At 51.6% G+C, this 18327-nt stretch carries 14 protein-coding genes; 7 read left to right on the forward strand and 7 right to left on the reverse strand.

The genetic code is table 11. The features are described 5' to 3' along the window. Positions 1–18: 18 nt before the first annotated feature. From RAL91_RS19430 to RAL91_RS19440, 3 genes are all read right to left on the reverse strand, one after another. Positions 19–1155 carry an ABC transporter ATP-binding protein gene (locus RAL91_RS19430; RefSeq protein ID WP_306257905.1) on the reverse strand — a complete coding sequence of 379 codons (1137 nt, stop codon included), beginning with the start codon at positions 1153–1155 and terminating at the stop codon, positions 19–21. Position 1156: 1 nt separating this feature from the next. Next, entirely contained in the window at positions 1157–2917 is a 1761-nt protein-coding gene (locus tag RAL91_RS19435; RefSeq protein ID WP_371932557.1) for an ABC transporter permease, read from the reverse strand. 390 nt (positions 2918–3307) lie between these two features. Continuing rightward, a complete protein-coding gene (locus tag RAL91_RS19440) occupies positions 3308–3775 on the reverse strand; it encodes an Lrp/AsnC family transcriptional regulator (RefSeq protein WP_306257907.1) in 468 nt (155 codons plus the stop codon). A gap of 151 nt (positions 3776–3926) precedes the next feature. On the opposite strand from RAL91_RS19440, the gene RAL91_RS19445 reads away from it, so the two are divergent. Genes RAL91_RS19445 through RAL91_RS19455 form a run of 3 tightly spaced genes read left to right on the forward strand, consistent with a single transcriptional unit; the run spans position 3927 to position 6840 of the window. After that, positions 3927–4946, forward strand: coding sequence for a mitochondrial fission ELM1 family protein (locus tag RAL91_RS19445; RefSeq protein WP_306257908.1), 1020 nt, complete (start codon positions 3927–3929; stop codon positions 4944–4946). Position 4947: 1 nt separating this feature from the next. Continuing rightward, on the forward strand, positions 4948–5913 hold the full coding sequence (trxB, locus tag RAL91_RS19450; protein WP_306257909.1) for a thioredoxin-disulfide reductase: 966 nt from the start codon (positions 4948–4950) through the stop codon (positions 5911–5913). 36 nt (positions 5914–5949) lie between these two features. Further along, positions 5950–6840: a LysR family transcriptional regulator gene (locus RAL91_RS19455; protein ID WP_306257910.1), complete on the forward strand. Its 891-nt coding sequence runs from the start codon at positions 5950–5952 to the stop codon at positions 6838–6840. 639 nt (positions 6841–7479) lie between these two features. Here the strand turns inward: RAL91_RS19455 and msrP are convergent. Beyond that, the gene (gene msrP, locus RAL91_RS19460; RefSeq protein ID WP_306257911.1) at positions 7480–8454 is read right to left on the reverse strand and encodes a protein-methionine-sulfoxide reductase catalytic subunit MsrP; all 975 of its coding nucleotides are present in this window, start codon (positions 8452–8454) and stop codon (positions 7480–7482) included. Between the two features lie 120 nt (positions 8455–8574). Between msrP and RAL91_RS19465 the strand changes: the two genes are divergently transcribed. Then, the gene (locus RAL91_RS19465) at positions 8575–9888 is read left to right on the forward strand and encodes a phenylacetate--CoA ligase family protein (RefSeq protein ID WP_306257912.1); all 1314 of its coding nucleotides are present in this window, start codon (positions 8575–8577) and stop codon (positions 9886–9888) included. 239 nt (positions 9889–10127) lie between these two features. Here the strand turns inward: RAL91_RS19465 and RAL91_RS19470 are convergent, their stop codons facing one another. Further along, entirely contained in the window at positions 10128–11030 is a 903-nt protein-coding gene (locus RAL91_RS19470) for a hypothetical protein (RefSeq protein WP_306257913.1), read from the reverse strand. Positions 11031–11663: 633 nt separating this feature from the next. Between RAL91_RS19470 and RAL91_RS19475 the strand changes: the two genes are divergently transcribed. Further along, positions 11664–12971 carry a phenylacetate--CoA ligase family protein gene (locus RAL91_RS19475; protein ID WP_306257914.1) on the forward strand — a complete coding sequence of 436 codons (1308 nt, stop codon included), beginning with the start codon at positions 11664–11666 and terminating at the stop codon, positions 12969–12971. Between the two features lie 536 nt (positions 12972–13507). On the opposite strand, the gene RAL91_RS19480 is transcribed toward RAL91_RS19475, so the two are convergent. Further along, entirely contained in the window at positions 13508–14398 is an 891-nt protein-coding gene (locus RAL91_RS19480) for a hypothetical protein (protein WP_306257915.1), read from the reverse strand. A gap of 314 nt (positions 14399–14712) precedes the next feature. On the opposite strand from RAL91_RS19480, the gene RAL91_RS19485 reads away from it, so the two are divergent. Continuing rightward, complete coding sequence (locus RAL91_RS19485; protein WP_306257916.1) at positions 14713–16020, forward strand: phenylacetate--CoA ligase family protein; 1308 nt, start codon at positions 14713–14715, stop codon at positions 16018–16020. A 102-nt stretch (positions 16021–16122) separates the two neighbouring features. Beyond that, positions 16123–17448, forward strand: a complete 1326-nt coding sequence (locus RAL91_RS19490; RefSeq protein WP_306257917.1) for a phenylacetate--CoA ligase family protein — start codon at positions 16123–16125, stop codon at positions 17446–17448. Here the strand turns inward: RAL91_RS19490 and RAL91_RS19495 are convergent. Further along, positions 17445–18275: a hypothetical protein gene (locus RAL91_RS19495; protein WP_306257918.1), complete on the reverse strand. Its 831-nt coding sequence runs from the start codon at positions 18273–18275 to the stop codon at positions 17445–17447. The genes RAL91_RS19490 and RAL91_RS19495 overlap by 4 nt on opposite strands. Positions 18276–18327 lie beyond the last annotated feature (52 nt).

The following is an 18327-nucleotide window of genomic DNA, read 5'->3' on the forward strand; positions in this document are numbered from 1 at the left end:
AGATTTCAAACGGGGTCTTCACCCCGCCCTTTTGCTTTGGTTGATTGAATTGTCGTGTAAATCGTAGCGCAACCCTTCTTGATCAAATACATGAAGGGCCTCGCCTGCCGCGCTGAATGTCAGATCTTCGCCGACGGGCCACAACGGTGCGATGTGTGTGGATGCGTGCAGCTTTTGCTCACCACAGGTCAGCTCCAGTATCCAGTTGCCGCCGGTCGGCAGGACAGCTGATAACTTGGCGTGCCCTGTCAGATCCCCGGGTGATAATGCCTCCGCGTTTTTGGACAAACGAATGCTTTCCGGACGCAGACCAATCGAACTGACGGGATCAGCACCCGCGTCATGACCAGACAGGAACATGCGCGCGCTTTCCTGGAGGTGACCGGCATGTCCCTCCCCCAGTTCGATGATGTTGATTGGCGGATTACCAACAAATTCTGCAACAAAGCGATTTGCCGGACGATCGTAGATGTCTTCCGGTGTGCCCACCTGCTGCAACGTTCCTCTGCTCATCACTGCAATTCGTGTTGCCAGCGTCATCGCTTCCCATTGGTCGTGGGTGACAAAAACAATGGTGGTACCGAACTCTGCGTGGATGCGCTTCAGTTCCGTGCGCATCTCCAGGCGCAGTCGTGCGTCGAGATTGGACAAAGGCTCATCCAGCAGCAGGACTTCGGGATTGACCGCCAGCATGCGCGCCAGCGCGACCCGCTGTTGCTGTCCGCCTGACAGTTGCGAAGGATATCGGTCCCGGTATTCTTCGATCCCAAGCGTCTTCATGACGTGCGACACGCGCTCTTCACGTTCTTTTTTGGGAACTTTGCGCAACCGCAAACCAAAGTCGGTATTGCCTTCGATAGTCATGTGCGGCCAGAGCGCGTAACTCTGAAAAACCAGTCCCATATCCCGTTTTTCAGGTGGAACAAACACGCCCTTATCGGCCGCGTCGAACACACGATCACCGACAGATATTTCTCCGGTAGTCAAATTCTCCAGACCTGCAATCATCCGCAATGTCGTTGTCTTGCCGCAACCCGATGGGCCAAGAAGACACATGAAATCTCCATCAGAGATCTCGAGATTGAGATCGGCGACTGCCATCACATCGCCCTTGTCGTACCGCTTGCATATAGATTTCAAGCCAATCGCCGGCATGTTAGCCCCCTAGTCCGTCAGCAAGGTTTGTCTTGGTTAGTTTCTGCGCGAGCAAAGTGCCAAAATAGGCAAGTGCGGAAATGATAAGTACCACCGCGTTCGCAGCCTGAGTATAGTTGTAGTCCAACAATCGCAGCGAAAAAGTTGTCAGGACATCGGTGCCGGGAACAGCAAGGATGACAAACAGGCTCAACCCGCGAATGCCCGAAATGAAGGGAAGCAGTACGCCTGCAACAAGTGCGCCCTTCTGAATGGGAATAACAATCAGCCACATGCGCTTGAACCATCCAGCGCCTGCACTTTGTGCCGCTTCTTCGGGCTCTTTGCCCAATTGCATCATCGCCGAAATGCCCGCGCGGGAGGCATAGGGCATCTGGTCTGCCATGAGTGCAAGGATCAAAATAGCAGCTGTTCCATAGAGCGCAGGAACGGGGCCGCGCTGAACGGCAAACAGCGACAGGTACCCCGCCGCAAATGCAATTCCAGGGACCAGGTAAGGGAAAAAGGTAACCTGCCGAAGGAACACCGATACGGCTTTGACATGCGACCGGACAACGACATAACCCACGAGAAGCCCCATTGTGCCGGAGCACAGGGATGCAAATCCGACGATCCTGAGCGTGTTCCACATGGCGGTCCAGAGATCGGGCGTCAGCAGAATGCCCGACGGAAATGCAACGAACTCCAGCCCGTGGCCGATCCAGTAGTCCAAAGTGAAGTTGCCCAGTGAGAAACTACCCGGCACGCGCATGACAGTCGACAATGTCAGGACCAGAAGTGGCAGGCCGACGCTGACCATAAAGATCAGTCCGGCAAACGCTGTTGCTGGCATCCGAAACGCACCAAGTGAGGATTTGCGGTCCATAGAGCCCTTGCCGCCCACGGTGACAAATCTCCGCGATTCCCGGACCAGCCGGGCATCTATCAGCAAAGAGACAATGCCCATCCCCATGATCGCCATTGCGATCACAGCCGCAACACCGGGCTGCCGGGATGAAATACTGCGATAAAGGGTTGTCGCCAGAACATCGTAGTCAACCGGCAACCCAAGCACATAAGACACGCCAAATTCGCCAAGGCATTTGGCAAATATCAATATGGTGGCTGACATCAGCGACGGCAGCATCAAAGGCAGGATTATCTTGCGAGCAACCACACTGGGGCTGGCACCGAGAATGCGCGCGCTGTCCTCCAACTGGCTGTCGAAGCGGCGCAATGCATTGCCAAACAGCAGAATGACAAACGGCGTGTAGTGCAGAGCAAGAATGATTGTGATGGGAACCTGGCCATATGCCAGCCAGTCTGGCGGCGTCAGCCCCATGCCCTCAAGCCAGCCCATCTGACCGCCGACTTCCCTGTTTTTGAAGGCAGTCCGCCAAGCCAACGCAAACGTCCAACTTGGCAACATGTAGGGCACGATTAAAGCTGTGGCGAACCAGCGGCGTGCAAACATGTCGGTACGGCTTAACAACCAGGCCAGAATACCGCCAACCGCAAGAGATACGGTGATCGCGCCCAACGAGATATTAAGTGTGTTCCAGAGCGGTTCCCAAAACAGATCCTGAGAAACTGGTGAAAAGAGTGCCCGGTTGAAATAGTAGCTTGTCAGGCCTCCAACCGGCACACCGGTACGCCGTTGATCGCCGAATTGCACCTCGATTGAGTCATAGAGCAGTGACACGATTGGCACGACGATGAGGTAGGCGAAGATCACCGTCAACAGAACCCCGATGATCGCTGTCGGCTCTCTCCAGGCTGTCATGACTTTGTAACGAAGTCTGGCGCTGAACGTCGCACTTTCGTTTTCGAGGCTATTCAGCGACTGTCGCTCCATCACACTACCCTGGAGGCTTCTGCGTTGCGGACCCGAAGTCTTCGAGGGCGCATATCAGGCAATGGATATGAAACGCGATATGCAATTTCTCTCCCAATACGCAGCACAATCCGTTCCCCGAGTGGCCGTCCGTGGTGCAGTCACTTCATAGCCAATGACCAATGCGCCCAGGACCAATTCCGATCAGCGTGAACGCTGGTCCTGCCAATGTCAATTTATTCTTGCACAGCTGTGCAATTTTAAAAATGGTAGCAGGCTCTTTGTATTTACAAACCGTTTGGAGTTATCAGATGCGCATCGGGCATCAAGTTCCGGCCTTTAGCTCAAAGGCACCGCTGGGTCATTTTTTACCCTGCCGATCGTCAGCGACGTGCGCACACTCTCGACATGAGGCGCGGCTGTCAGATCATTGACGATAAAGGACTGAAAAGCGTCCAGATCAATCGCAACACATTTCAGGATAAAATCCACATCGCCCGACAGCATGTAGCATTCACGCACAATATCCCATTTGCCAACGGCCCTTTGGAACGCCTGCAACTCCGCTTCACCTTGTGCAGACAGACCTACAAAAGCAAACGCAGTTAGCTGATAGCCCAGGCCCCGTTCGTTGAGCAGCGTCCTGTAACCTTCGATGATGCCATTCTCTTCAAGTGCTCGCACACGGCGCAGGCAAGGCGGCGCAGAAATGCCAACCCGCTTTGCCAGTTCAACGTTGGTCATACGACCATCGCATTGCAACTCGCCGAGAATTTTCCAATCAATTTCGTCCAGTCGGTCTTTCATGCCTACCATTTCGTAGCTACAAACAGGCCTGCTGGCAGCTCTGGCCAGGCACCAATCTGAGATATATTCTCTCTTTCCACTGCCCTGAAATGAAAGATTCGACAAGGGGTAGACGGCAAATCAGTCCTGCCGAACAGCGAAAAGGCACATTATGCACATTTGGGTGCTTACCGATGGCAAGGCTGGTGACCTGCAACCCTGTCTGGGAGTTGCCGGACGGCTGGCAGATATCTTCAGACTTGAGCAACAGGACGTGACAATCGAAGAGCGTGTAGTGAACCCCAAAGCACCTTGGGTTTGGTTCATGCCCCACGGCCCGGTCAATCCTTTCGCAAAACTTGATACGCAGGATAATCCGCTACGCCCGCCCTTTCCTGATGTTGCCATTGCCTCCGGCAGAAGGGCTGTTGCCTATTTGCGGAGCCTGAAGCAGCGCGCTCCAGACTGCCTGACAGTATTCCTGAAAGACCCATTGACCGGACACAAGGCAGCCGATCTCATTTGGGTGCCGGGACATGACCAGTTGCGCGGACCCAATGTTCTGGTCTCGGACACTGGACCACACCGCATCAGTCAGACAATGCTCGCGGAAAAGAGAGCAAACCCGCTTCCGCAGATCGCACATTTACCCCACCCTCGCCTGTCGATTGTGCTAGGTGGCCCCGCCCGCAAAACCATCTATTCGCCTGAAGATGTTTCAAATCTGGCAAAAGCTCTGGAGCCACTTGCAGCTCATGCAGGCAGCCTACTGATAACCGGTTCCCGAAGGACACCCAAAACCTGGCTGGAAGCGCTGACACAAATCATCAAATCCAAACCGGGAATTGTCTGGACCAGCGCGTCTGAGATGCCAAATCCCTATCTTGATTTCCTTGCCAATGCAGATGCCCTTGTTGTGACTGGCGACAGTCACAATATGATCAGCGAAGCACTGGCCACCGGCGTTCCGCTATATCTGTTTGCACCCAAACAGTTGTCACCAAAGCTCACTGCGTTTCTGAAAGCAGTTTATGCACACAAACTGGCACTGCCTTTGGACAAAACAAACAGTCAGACGCTTGAATTGAAGCAGCAGAAACCAATAGACTCCTCCGCAACAATCGCAGAAGAGATTCGCAAAAAGTTGAATGCTCGCAGCGCCAGCGCCACGAGCGAAATGAATGGAAACTGACATGGCTACCCAGCACGCAAAGCTTATCATCATCGGCTCCGGCCCAGCCGGTTATTCCGCTGCAATCTATGCAGCGCGTGCCATGCTGGAACCTGTTATGATTTCAGGCATTCAGCCCGGCGGCCAATTGACCATCACAACCGAGGTTGAAAACTACCCTGGTTTTGCTGAAACCATTCAGGGGCCTTGGCTGATGGAGCAGATGAAAGCCCAGGCCGAGCATGTCGGAACCAATGTCATCTCAGATCACATCACAGCGGTTGATCTGGCAAAGCGACCAATCGAACTGACTAGTGACAGCGGCACCCTTTACACCTGCGACGCGCTGATTCTGGCGACGGGTGCACAAGCCAAGTGGCTTGGTCTGCCTTCTGAAGAAAAGTTCATGGGCTTTGGTGTGTCCGCCTGTGCCACATGTGACGGTTTTTTCTATCGCGAAAAACACGTCCTGGTCGTTGGTGGTGGCAATACAGCCGTGGAAGAAGCTTTGTATTTGTCCAATATCGCGAAGAAGGTCACAGTCGTGCATCGGCGTGACCATTTCCGTGCAGAACAGATTTTGCAAAAGCGCTTGTTTGCAGCGCCCAACATCGATGTCATCTGGGATACCTATGTGGATGAGATCGTCGGCAAGGATGGCTTTCCGCCATCCGCGGAGGGTGTAAAGCTGAAACATATGCAGACCGGCGATGTGACAGATTTCCCGGTCGATGGTATCTTTGTGGCTATCGGACACGCGCCTGCCACCGAATTGGTGAAGACCCAGCTTAAGATGAAAGACAATGGTTATGTCTGGACCGAGCCAGACAGCACCAAAACAGATATCCCCGGTGTTTATGCTGCCGGTGACGTAACAGATGACATCTACCGTCAGGCTGTAACCGCCGCCGGAATGGGCTGCATGGCTGCGTTGGAAGCGGAAAAATACCTTGCAGAGCTTGCGCTTGTGCAGGAAGCAGCCGAATAAGACGCACACAGAACCATCATTTAGCGAAAGCAGCCCATGGATTGGGATAAACTCAGAATATTTCATGCGGTTGCTCAGGCAGGCTCTTTTACCCATGCCGGTGAAACGCTGCATCTCAGCCAGTCCGCCGCCAGTCGGCAGATCAGCGCGCTTGAGCAGGATCTGGGCATTTCGCTGTTCCACCGCCATGCCCGTGGCCTGGTATTGACCGAACAGGGCGAATTGCTGTTTCGCACGGCCCACGATGTTCTCATGAAGCTGGAGGCCGTTCAGACCCGCTTGAAGGACAGCAAGGAAAAGCCGAGCGGGACTTTGAGAGTTACGACAACAGTCGGGCTTGGTTCAACCTGGCTGGCGGCCCGAATCCGCCGTTTTGTCGAGCTCTATCCTGAAATCGAGTTGCAGATTCGCCTGGAAGACAATGATCTGAACCTCACCATGCGTGAAGCAGATGTGGCAATACGCCTGCACCGGCCCACAGAACCGGATCTGATCCAGCGCAAATTGTTCACTGTGCATTTCCACGTCTATGCGTCTGCCAAATATCTGAAGGAAAACGGACATCCCAAAGATCTTGCAGATCTCGACAACCACCAGACCATTGTCTTCGGTGAACCGGTCCCGCATTTTCTGCGCGACATAAACTGGTTACGAACAGCTGGACGCCCACCTAACAATCCACGCGTACCGACACTCACAGTCAACAGTGTAGTCGCCATCAAGGAAGCAGCAGAAAACGGTGCGGGAATAGCAATGATTCCCGATTATTTGCTGGATGAAAGCAATAAGCTGATCGATGTATTCCCTGAGGAAGATGTCCCCTCGCTCGATACATACTTTGCCTATCCGGCGGAATTACGCTCATCAGCACGGGTTCAGGCGTTCAGAGATTTCCTGATTGACCAATCCCAGCGGTGGCGCTTCTAGAAGACCTAGAGCCTTTCTTGTTTATACGGAAACGTTTGACCGGATTCGCGCGTTTGCTGGCAAGGCACAGGCCACGTGGTGGTCTTTACGACCACAAGTGGGCTGTAACGATGTCCAGCGAGCGCGCAAATCCGGCCTTCGGTGACCCAGAACAGCCCACCAGCAGCGTTAGCCAGCTTGCCCGATGCGACGCATCGCGCTGCGCTGACTGCCTTGCGGGATGAACTGTTTTGGTTCATCAAATGATTCCGTAAAAACAAGAAAGGCTCTAGCTATGCAATTAGTGCATGGCAGCCACGCAAACGCAGCGCTTGTGAATCCGTGAATTCGGCCTAAATTCTAACTGTAAGTTACGAAGTTATCGTTCTCCTCCCTCGATAACTTCCCCAAGTAACTTCCCAAAACTTCTGTTTCTACTCCTCCCCAGAAACAGACTTTTAAAAAACCGGGTCATTGCCTTTGGCGATGCCCGGTTTTATTTTGCCCAAAAACTGCAAAGAGATAGATGAAGTCGGTGCAGGGCTCAATTTAAAGCCCAAACACTTTGTCCCCGGAATTAATCCGAGGACAAGAGGGCGAGGCTAATCGCCAGATGGGCGCCAGCCCATCAAACACTGGCGCAAGACGCACGCAGCCTTTCTAATAATAAAGCTGATCTTCCGGCAAATCCTTGTAAAGGTGGGCAACTTGCTCCGCATAACCATTGAACAATTTCGTCGGCACGCGGTCTCCAGTTCCCAGAACCTCTTCTGTTGCCTGGCTCCAGCGCTTGTGTGGCACCTCAGGGTTCACATTTGCATAGAAGCCATATTCCGCAGGCAGAATTTCTTCCCAGAACGAAACAGGCCGTTCGTCAGTAAAACTCACACGCACAATCGATTTGATTGATTTGAAGCCGTACTTCCACGGGGTATGCAGACGCAGCGGCGCGCCAAATTGTTTTGCAATCGGTTTGCCGTAGGCACCTGTCGCTATAAAGGACAGATCATTGGTCGCTTCCGCCATGGTCAGCCCTTCAACATATGGCCATGGGTACCAGATCTGACGTTGCCCGGATGCAACTTTTGCATCTTTAAATGTCTCGAAACGAATGTATTTTGCCGACGATAGCGGCTTGGCGAATGCGACCAATTCTTTCAGCGCAAAACCAGACCAGGGAATAACCATGGACCATGCTTCAACACAGCGATGGCGATAGACGCGATCCTCCAATGGCATGGCACGCACCAAAGTGTCGAAATCAACTGTCATTTCCTTCTCGACCATCCCATCGAACGTGACTGTCCAAGGACGCGTCTCAAGCTTCTGTGCCTCTTTGAAGATCCGCTTATGGGACCCGAATTCATAGAAATTATTATATTGCGAGTTCAATTCTTCATCAGTGATTGGCTTGCCTGCGTCCGCGAAATCGGGGTTCATGCCTGCGGGATAAAGGTCAGCAGTTGGATCAGGTTCCGCAGCCTCCATCTGGCGATTCGGCAATGCCAAACCAGCAGCGGCACCAATACCGGCAAAACCTGCCACTTTGATGAGGTTACGACGATTGATGAAACTCGCCTCGCTTGACGCTTTATTCTCGGGGATTTCCCAACTTTTGGGGCGTTTGATAAGCATGACGTTCCCTTTTCTGCTCTTGTGCGTCTAGAATTGGGACAAAACACTGGAAAATCAAATAAACTGTTGGTGAGGTCGGCGTGTTTGATGCCGGTTGATACCACATGAGGGCCAGTCGAATTGAATCATACTTCGCTTGAAGTCACCCGTAACATGGCCAAAGCGCTGGGTCGGACGCAGTATTATACGCCGGACAGGATGCAGGCCTATCAGCGCAAATTGTTGGAACCGCTTTTACATCACGCCAGAAAGGAAGTCCCTTTCTACGCAACCCGGCTCGATCTGCTCTTTGCTGATGACGGATCAATCCGCTGGGACGCCTGGGGTGACGTTCCCACCTTCACACGCGCCGAGGCACAGGAGGCAGGCAACGCGTTGTTTGCCAAAACTGCTCCGGACCATGTCGGCGGATATACAGAAGGCCAGACATCCGGCTCGTCTGGCACACCTTTGAAGTTTCGGGTTTCAGCAACCTCCGGCGTCATAAATGCTGCTGCCGCACAGCGAATATTTGAGTGGCATGACGTTGATTTCTCGGGAAAAATGGCACTTATCATCGACCTGACAGGGCGCTTCCCGTTTCCAAGGGGTGCGACCGGTCGGAAATGGAATGTGGCAAATCCCAACGCGCCCGCCTGCCAATTGTCGTTGTCTGCAAATGTTTCCATGCAACTGGATTGGTTGCTGGCATCTGAACCTGATATTTTCGTTACCTATCCCTCTAATGCCACGGCCATCTGTGAACTGGCCGAGCAACGCGGGACCCCTGTTCCTTTTCATACCTTCGTCAGCCAGGGAGAGGTTTTCAACGAAGATTCGAAAAACTATCTTATGAAGGTTCACGGCCTCAAACTTATTGATCGATATGGAACATCGGAAACCGGAGCAATTGCCGCACAATGCCCGACCAGTAATCGCTTTCATCAGTTCTCCGAAGCGAATTTGATGGAAGTTCTCGATTTTGGTCGCAACGATCTGGTGAAGGAAGGGCGCGGAAGAATGGTCCTGACGCCGTTCTACAACTACGCCATGCCGCTCATTCGTTACGAAAATCAGGATCAGGTCGAAATTACGCAAACGCCATGCGCTTGTGGTCGTTCATTGCCTACACTTGAACGTGTACTTGGCCGGCAAAAGAACACTTTCACTTATATAGACGGCACGCGTTCCTGGCCTTTTTTGCTCAGGCATGAATATGCCCCATTTCTGCCGGCCCGTCAGTTACAAACCATTCAGAAGACAAAAACAGACATAGAAATCCGGTTTGTAAGGGATATCAGCAACACCACTCCCATCGACCGTAAGGGTCTGCAGGCATTCTTGCGTAAGAGATTGCATCCTTCTATTCAGCTTGAGATCGTTGAGACTCAGTCAATTTCAAGAGCAGCATCCGGAAAATATGAAGAATGGGTGTCGCTAGCGACCCAAATCTGATGATTTTCAGAAATTTCCAACTTTCAAAATTTTCTGGCTTTCAAAATTTCCGTCAATGAAGCGCAAGGCAAATGTGGTGCAGGAGACCGATGCGAGAGGGATAAACTGAGCCCGGCCTCACGGGTATCAACAGCAGTTTAAACACACAAAAAACTGCGCCGTAATTTTCTACAACGCAGTTTCCAGTATTGGTCTGCACAGAACTTTTACGTTCTGAGCCACTCGTCAGTTCTCACCCATCATATAGGATTGTAATCGATATCTTCCATTGTACAGGTATTATACCCTTCGCGGTCTTCATCTGGGCCAAGAAGATCGGGATCTGGAACACAGACACTTTTGCCAGAGCCAGCCGCATTGATAACCCCGAACAGATTATCTTCTTCCCATTCCGTCGGATCATCTTCACGATGACGGCGGATCAGAGATTTATCATCCCCAAGATACATCCGCACACCGGCCCAGGCACCCTGATAATCGTCTTCGCCAATTCGCCCTTCAGCAAACAGAGACACGCCGCTGGCAAACACCTGCTGATTGAGCTGATATTCGACACCCAGCGCCAAAGCATGCTTCTCGCCTGTGTAACGATGACCTACGGAGAGTTCGAGATTGTCCGTCGCGTAATAGGACAGGTCCGAGAAGGCGAACAGATTGGTTTCATTATAATTCACCGGCGCATCAATATCGATGAATTCAGCACCGATCACACTTTTGACCGTGAACTGGTTCCAGTAATATTCCCCTTCGACGCCGAGGCGCGCAATGTCGCCATCCACGGCCTCAACGGTTGTGTAAGAACCATATATTCCCAACAATGCATATGAGGGATCACGCCAGAACAGGTGACCACCGACACCACCAGTGAATTCCTCATCCAGAATGCCAACAGATCCGTCCAGCTGGAGACCGAAACGTTGGCCTAGCGGCAGGGAAACCGAGCCTTGCAGGGCGCCAAAGCCTTCTTCGTCCAGCGCACCGCCCTTAAGGGAAATTTTGCCATTCAAACCGGACACAGCGGGCAAAACAGTTGGAAGAACCGGCTCACCGGTCACATATAAATCGGCAGAAAACGCCGCACTGGATAGAATGCAACTGCCGAACAGGGCAGTTGTCGTCAGAAAGAAATTACGCCTCAACATCAACACACCTAAAATTTTGAACTTCCTGACCCTAATGTGAAACCGCATCCAACAACAAATGCCTTTTGGATCAATGAGATAAAGTAGAACAGAAAATTGGCATTCGTAGCCAAAATGACACAGAAACACGCTTAGATAGTTCCCAAATCATGGAGAATGAACATCTGTAAAAATACAACTTAAAGAAGTATTTAGTGCTGCCAATATTGGTTTAAGCAAAGTTGTTTTGGATTTTTTTAATTGGATAAGCAGGGCTCACCTTTGGTAGCGTCTTCGTATCAGGACTGTTTGGCGCGCCATACACATTGTCTTCTTCCCAATCCGCCGGATCATCTTCACGATGACGGCTCATGAGGAATGTTGTATCACTGGAATTGCTGCTTTTGTGCCCGTAGAATTGGTGCAAAATGCTGGTAAACAATCAACTGTTGGTGAGGGGGGCATATATTGCGCCACCTGGTACCGTTTGGTGACGAGTTGCACTGGGTCCAACAATGCTTGAAACCTACCGAAACAAGGCCAGCCGTGCTGGAAACGGATTAATAATGGGTGCAACCCCAAAAGACAGTGGACAAAATGTAGGCAAACTCCGGGGGTAGAGCACATGTCAAACGAACGCAGGGGTCTGTCGACTTGAACCCACAATCACTCGATATTGCCAAAAAAATGACAAAAGCGCTGTATCGGACGCAATATTATCCGCCTGATAGAATGCAGGCCTATCAGCGCAAACTGCTTGAACCCTTATTGCGTCATGCCAGGCAAGAGGTTCCATTCTATGCCCGCCGCCTCAACCCGCTTTTCGCTCAGGATGATTCAATGCGCTGGGAAGCCTGGGACGATATACCGACATTTACACGTGCGGATGCACAAGACGCAGGTGATGCCCTGTTTGCTAATTTTCTGCCGGAACATGTGGGAGGTTACGCTGAACATCAGACCTCAGGATCCACCGGCGCTCCGTTGCTATTCCATGTTTCCGCGACAGCCAGTTTGATGAATGTCGCCGCCTCCCAGCGCATATTTGAGTGGCATGAAATTGATCTGTCCGGAAAAGCGGCACTCATCGTAGACACGCAAAACAGATTTCCATATCCAAAAGGACAAATCGGTCGGCAGTGGAACGTTGCCAACCCTGAAGCGCCAGCCTGCCAATTGTCTGTCACCGAGCCAATTGCAAATCAATTGGAATGGTTGCTAAGCACGAAACCTGATATTCTTATCACCTATCCATCTATTGCCGTTGCAATATACGAATTGGCCACACAGCGCAAAGAAATTTTGTCCATTCATACATTCATTGGGCAGGGTGAAGTGTTTAACGAAGAGGCGAAGTCTTATCTTTGCGGCACACACAATCTCAAGCTCGTGGATCGTTATGGAGCGTCAGAACTCGGTGCAATTGCGGGACAATGCCCGACCGAAAACCGCCATCACCAGTTCTGCGAAGCAAACCTAATGGAGGTTCTTGATGTCAGCGGACATTCTTTGGTAGCCGAAGGGCGCGGTCGGCTTGTCCTGACGCCATTCTACAATTATGCCATGCCGCTGATCCGCTACGAAAACCAGGATTTGGTAGAAATTTCACAGACCCCATGTCCATGTGGCCGCACCCTGCCCTCGATCATGAAAATATTGGGGCGGGAAAGACATGTCTTTACTTACAGTGATGGCAGTCGATCATGGCCCTTTATGCTCAAGCATGAATATTCCGGCTTTCTGCCATCAAGACAAGTCCAGGCGATACAGAAGACGACAACGAACATTGAAATCCGGTTTGTCCGGGATCAAAGCTCCCACGTGGATATAAATATCGGAGGACTGCAGTCATTCCTGCGCAGCCGACTGCACCCCACTGTACAAATTGAGGTCGTGGAAGTTCCAGAGATTGCACGAGCAGCATCTGGCAAGTATGAAGAGTGGACATCGCTTGTTTCCTGAACCATTTGACGACATGATCCGTAGGGCATCAGTCCAATTGGGACCGATTGGGGTCTGGACACACCCACCAACACATCGATAAAATCATCTCAGTGACTTGGGAATATGGCGTCCCACGACTTTTACACCGAGTGTGGGATCAGCAACGCCACCGATGAAATCGTCGTCAAGGATACCAACAGATCAATCCAATGACGGTCTGAAGCGTTGCCCTGTCGGCTTTGTTGTTCTTAGAGAGCACCGCTCTTAAGAGAGGTTTTGCCATTCAGACCAGATACGGCGGGCAAAACAGTTGGAAGTGTAGGCTCCCCGGTGACATAGAGGTCAGCGGCCAGCGCAGTGTCAGATAAAAGTGAACCGCCAGCCAAGGCGGTCGTTGCAACACAGTCCGGCATGGCATGGCCCTTACAAACCCGGAAGGCCCACGAAGCTACCCTGCAATATTCCATCAAATCACAAGCAATTCGACCAATTTCACGGTCAGATCAGAGCTCATTCGGTGAATGGGTCCCGGTCAACTAACTAGCTTGGCTATCTTAGTTGTCGTCGATTATCAAAAACTCTGATTCTCCAGTACAGGAATTCAGGAACTCTCCGTCACCAACTTCCGATAAGGTTGGTACGCACGCGGAGTCGGAGCTATTCACGATTCCGAACAGATTATCTTCCGCCCAATCCGTCGGATCATCTTCACGATGACGGCGGATCAAGGATTTATTATCCCCCAGATACATCCGCACACCGGCCCATGCACCCTGATAGTTGTCTTCGCCGATACGACCTTCAGCAAACAGGGACACGCCGCTTGAAAAGACCTGCTGGTTCAACTGATATTCAACACCCAGGGCCAGCGCATGTTTTTCACCTGTGTAACGATGCCCGACAGACAATTCCAGATCATCCATTGCGTAATAGGACAGGTCGGAAAAAGCGAAAAAATTGGTTTCGTCATAATTGGCAGGAGCATCTACATCTATGAATTCAGCGCCGACCACGCCTTTCAGAGTAATCTGATTCCAGTAATATTCGCCTTCAACACCAATACGAGAAACCTCGCCATCGATACCGTCAATAGCCGTGAACGATCCATAAATGCCGAGCAGGCCATAGGCAGGATCACGCCAGAACAAGTGGCCACCGGCACTGCCAAAGAATTCTTCGTCAAGGGTGCCAACCGAGCCATCAATCTGAACGCCAAAACTTTGGCCAAGCGGCAGTGAGATAGAGCCGGACAAAGCGCCGAATCCTTCTTCGTCGAACAGACCGCCTTCGACAGAAATCTTGCCGTTCACCCCTGATACAGCAGGCAATACGGTTGGAATTGCTGGTGCGCCCTCAACATAAAGATCTGCGGCGAATGAAGCAGTGGATAGACCCAAGCCGCTGATCAGCGCTGTGGTCGTTAGAAAAAACTTGCGATTTGACACGTATGACTCCCGAGGCAAAGTAAGGCTTATATTTAACAAAGATATCTTGCGGGGGGAAACGCTTTGGATTTTTTTGTTGGGAATATCAGCTAGTGTGGCCCAAAGAACACTCTCTAAACCCTTCTTAATTATGTCAAAAGACACCTGATCGGACAAATTGTCACGATTTTCTTCTGGTTTGATAATAAGAAAACTGAAGATCCTCGATTGACCATTGTGTTACCTATCTGGATATCAATGAACATGTACAAATAAATGCTGTAACAACGGGGCCTGGATTATGTGTTCCGACGGTTTGAGTGGAGAGTCAGGCAATGGCTTGGGACGGTGAACTACTACAGAATGCAAGGCGGTTTACCGAGGCTCTGCAGAAAACACAAAGCTATACTGCAGACCGGATGCAATCATATCAGCGTGGCCTTCTGGAACGACTGGTGAGGCACGCCAGAGCCGAGGTTCCATTCTACGACACCCGCCTTGATCCGCTCTTTGATTCTGATGACAACATTGTCTGGGAAGCATGGAAAGACATTCCAACCTTTACCAGGACGGAGGCGCAGGATGTGGGCGCGGAACTTTTCGCCAAAACAACCCCTTCAAAAACAGGCGGCTACGGCGAGGACACAACGTCCGGCTCCACTGGAATGCCACTGCGGACCCGTTCCAGTGGGCTCATGAATTTAATGAGCGCGTCCATAAACCAGCGACTGTTCAACTGGCACAACATCAATGCTGATGACACAATAGGTTTCATTCTGGATGAGAAGAAAAAGTTCCCTTACCCGGAAGGCCGCGAAGGTGACAGCTGGAATTTGATCAATCCGCAAGCGCCCGCTTACAATTTGTCGGCTGGTTATACCATTGAACAGCAGGTCGATTGGCTCAGTCGTAAACAGCCGGATATGCTTTACACCAATCCCAAAAACGCACAGGCAATCGTAGAACTCTTCTTAAGCCAGAACCAATCCATTCCCTTTCACACAATCATGGTCCTCGGCGAGGTTTTGGAAGTGGAAACCATTGAGCTGATTGAACAGGCAGGCATACGGCTGATCAATCATTTTGGCACCACTGAAACCGGTCCAATTTCGGGCCAGTGTTCGCATGGACCCTGGCACCATCAGTACAGTGAAGTCTGCCTCATGGAGACCATCGCACCTGGCGACGGCAGTGACATCAGTTCTGGACGCGGCGAACTTGTGGTCACACCCTTCTACAACTACGCCATGCCCCTGATCCGCTACAAAAACGGAGATTTGCTGGATCGCTCTTCCGAGCCCTGCCCTTGCGGCAGAACACTGCCACGGATCGAGCGCATTCTAGGGCGCTCACGCAACATGCTCACCTTAAGTGATGGCAGCCGCATATGGCCCAACATCATGCGGTCGGAATATGATCCCTATGTATCACTCAAGCAGTTTCAGATGATCCAGCACACACCCACCCGCCTGGAAATGCGATTTGTGGTCGAAGATCCGTCACGAGCTGTAGATGTTGCGGGCCTGACATTGATGATCCAAAAAGCGCTGCATCCCGACATTACCGTCGACCTGACGCCATTGTCAGAACTGCCACGTGCCCCATCCGGAAAATTTGAAACGTGGATCAGCCATGTTAAGTGAAGAGATCTGCTCCCGATTTGGCAACAAGTTCCCTCAAGCCAATCAGCGTTTCAGTAATCGCCCAAACTCAGGGGTCAAACTCCGGCAAAATTTAGGAAATCTATGGACGACGGCTACGATCGATTTGTAAAACTGCTGGAACAAAGCCAGCACTTTCCGGCACCGCGATTGAAAGCACTTCAAGAGCGCGGGCTACGACGATTCCTGCGCCATGCATACGAAGAAGTGCCAGCCTACAAACGGCGTCTGGCACCATTGTTTTCATCCGGGCCTGAACCTGACTTGTCCAGATGGCAGGAAATACCCGTTTTGACGCGCTCACAAGCGCAAGAAGAATCAGAGGAACTTAAGGCAGCTTCTGTTCCCGAACAGGCAGGCGCAACGCAGACAAAACACACCTCCGGCTCCACCGGAACACCTCTGATTCACTATCGCAGCAAACTCCAGCAAACTGCAAATCAGGCCGTGCTGGACCGCCTGTTTCAATGGTATCAGATGGATGGCAGCAAAAGTCTGGCCCAACTGACAACTGACTACCACGACAGAGCTTCTTATCCCGATGGGTATGCAGGCCATGAATGGTTTCGTGGCCAGCCACAGGGCGATTATTTTCATCTCGACACGCTCAAGACGACCACCATGCAGCAATTGAAATGGCTCGCTCAAAAGGAAGCGGCCTATTTGAACACATTCCCCAACAATGCTCGTGGATTGATTGAGGCGGCGCAGGAAGCAAATGTTCCAATACCCCGCTTTGATGTGGTTCTGCTCAGCGGCGAAGTTCTGGAAGACGACACCCGGAAACTGATTGCTGAGACCACAGGTAGCGCTATCATAAACCTATTTGGAGCGAGTGAATCCGGGCGTCTGGCAGCAAGCTGTCCGGAACATGGTACGCTTCATATTCACGAGGAAATTTCGTTTCTGGAAGTGGTCGACGAGCAAGGCAAGCCCGTGCCTGACGGTCAGACAGGGCGTCTTGTCACAACCTCATTCTACAATTTTGCAATGCCACTCATCCGCTACGCCCTTGGAGACTACGGTGCCGTATCAGCGACCCCATGCCCCTGCGGACGCCAGGGACGAACATTAAAATTCGTCGCTGGACGTCAACGTAATCTGTTCAGATTTGTTGACGGCACGTCAAAATGGCCTGATATGAAACTACGAGAATTAAGGACAATCTACTCGTTCCGGCAAATGCAGGTGGTTCAGGATAAAATAGATCATCTGACCGTTTATATGGTCAAAAGTACCGATGGCAGCGTGCTTGATCACACAGCGTTGCAGGATGTCTTTCGACGCTCGCTGCACCCGTCTTTGAACATAACAATAAGGCTGTGCGACGAAATAGGTCGCACAGCCAGCGGTAAATTTGAAGACTTTATCTCAAATATCAGAACCCAAAGCGATCAGGGTCTGAGTTAGTCAATACCCTCAGAGCCACAGCTTTTGCTGTCGCGATCGCAAGCTGCCACATCAAACAAATCTTCGTCACCCCAGCCAACCGGGTCATCCTCACGATGACGACGCATCAGGCTCTTGTCATCGCCAAAATAGACGCGAACGCCTGCCCAGACCGCACTATAGTCATCTTCACCAATACGGCCCTCAGCAAACAGGGACACGCCATTATTGAATAGAGATTGATCGAGTTGATATTCAGCGCCCAGTGCAAGTGCATTACGGTCGGCTGTAAAGCGGTGACCAACGGAGAGCTCGAGATTCTCGTCAATGTAATAGGACACATCTGTAAAGGCGAAGAACCCATCGTCTGGCTCTACAAATGCACTACCAGCATCAATAGATTCTGCACCCAGAACAGTGCGTATCGTCCAATTATTGTAGTAATATTCGCCTTCAACGCCAAGACGCGCGACATGCCCGTCGAAATCTTCCCGGCGTGTATAGGAGCCATAGACACCTAACAGACCATAGCTTGGATCGCGCCAAAACAGATGAGCACCGCCGCCGCCGACGAAATCACCCTCACGAGCGCCCGCCATGCCATCTGCCTGCAGCCCGAAACGGGTTCCAAGCGGAACCGAAACCGACCCGGTCAAAAGACCAAACCCTTCGTCTTCAAAAGCGCCACCCTGCACGGCGATCTTGCCGTTTATTCCAGACACGGCTGGCAGAACTGTCGGCAGGGTTGGTTCGCCAACAACATATAGATCAGCGCCGAAGGCCGCGCCAGACAGAACACAACTGCTAACCAACGCAGTCGTCACAAAAAAGAAATTACGATTCAACATGGATCAGTCCTTACGATAATTCGTTGCGTCACAATGAACCGCAGATCCCGAG

Origin of the sequence: Pararhizobium sp. IMCC21322 (genome assembly GCF_030758295.1) — a bacterium.
Classification (GTDB): Bacteria; Pseudomonadota; Alphaproteobacteria; order Rhizobiales.

What these genes read in the sequence shown, in the direction of transcription:
- RAL91_RS19455 (WP_306257910.1), top strand. Translation starts at nt 5,950, where the DNA reads ATGGATTGGGATAAACTCAGAATATTTCATGCGGTTGCTCAGGCAGGC.
- msrP (WP_306257911.1), bottom strand. Translation starts at nt 8,454, where the DNA reads ATGCTTATCAAACGCCCCAAAAGTTGGGAAATCCCCGAGAATAAAGCG.
- RAL91_RS19485 (WP_306257916.1), top strand. Translation starts at nt 14,713, where the DNA reads ATGGCTTGGGACGGTGAACTACTACAGAATGCAAGGCGGTTTACCGAG.
- RAL91_RS19470 (WP_306257913.1), bottom strand. Translation starts at nt 11,030, where the DNA reads ATGTTGAGGCGTAATTTCTTTCTGACGACAACTGCCCTGTTCGGCAGT.
- RAL91_RS19435 (WP_371932557.1), bottom strand. Translation starts at nt 2,917, where the DNA reads ATGACAGCCTGGAGAGAGCCGACAGCGATCATCGGGGTTCTGTTGACG.
- RAL91_RS19430 (WP_306257905.1), bottom strand. Translation starts at nt 1,155, where the DNA reads ATGCCGGCGATTGGCTTGAAATCTATATGCAAGCGGTACGACAAGGGC.
- trxB (WP_306257909.1), top strand. Translation starts at nt 4,948, where the DNA reads ATGGCTACCCAGCACGCAAAGCTTATCATCATCGGCTCCGGCCCAGCC.
- RAL91_RS19445 (WP_306257908.1), top strand. Translation starts at nt 3,927, where the DNA reads ATGCACATTTGGGTGCTTACCGATGGCAAGGCTGGTGACCTGCAACCC.
- RAL91_RS19490 (WP_306257917.1), top strand. Translation starts at nt 16,123, where the DNA reads ATGGACGACGGCTACGATCGATTTGTAAAACTGCTGGAACAAAGCCAG.
- RAL91_RS19495 (WP_306257918.1), bottom strand. Translation starts at nt 18,275, where the DNA reads ATGTTGAATCGTAATTTCTTTTTTGTGACGACTGCGTTGGTTAGCAGT.
- RAL91_RS19440 (WP_306257907.1), bottom strand. Translation starts at nt 3,775, where the DNA reads ATGAAAGACCGACTGGACGAAATTGATTGGAAAATTCTCGGCGAGTTG.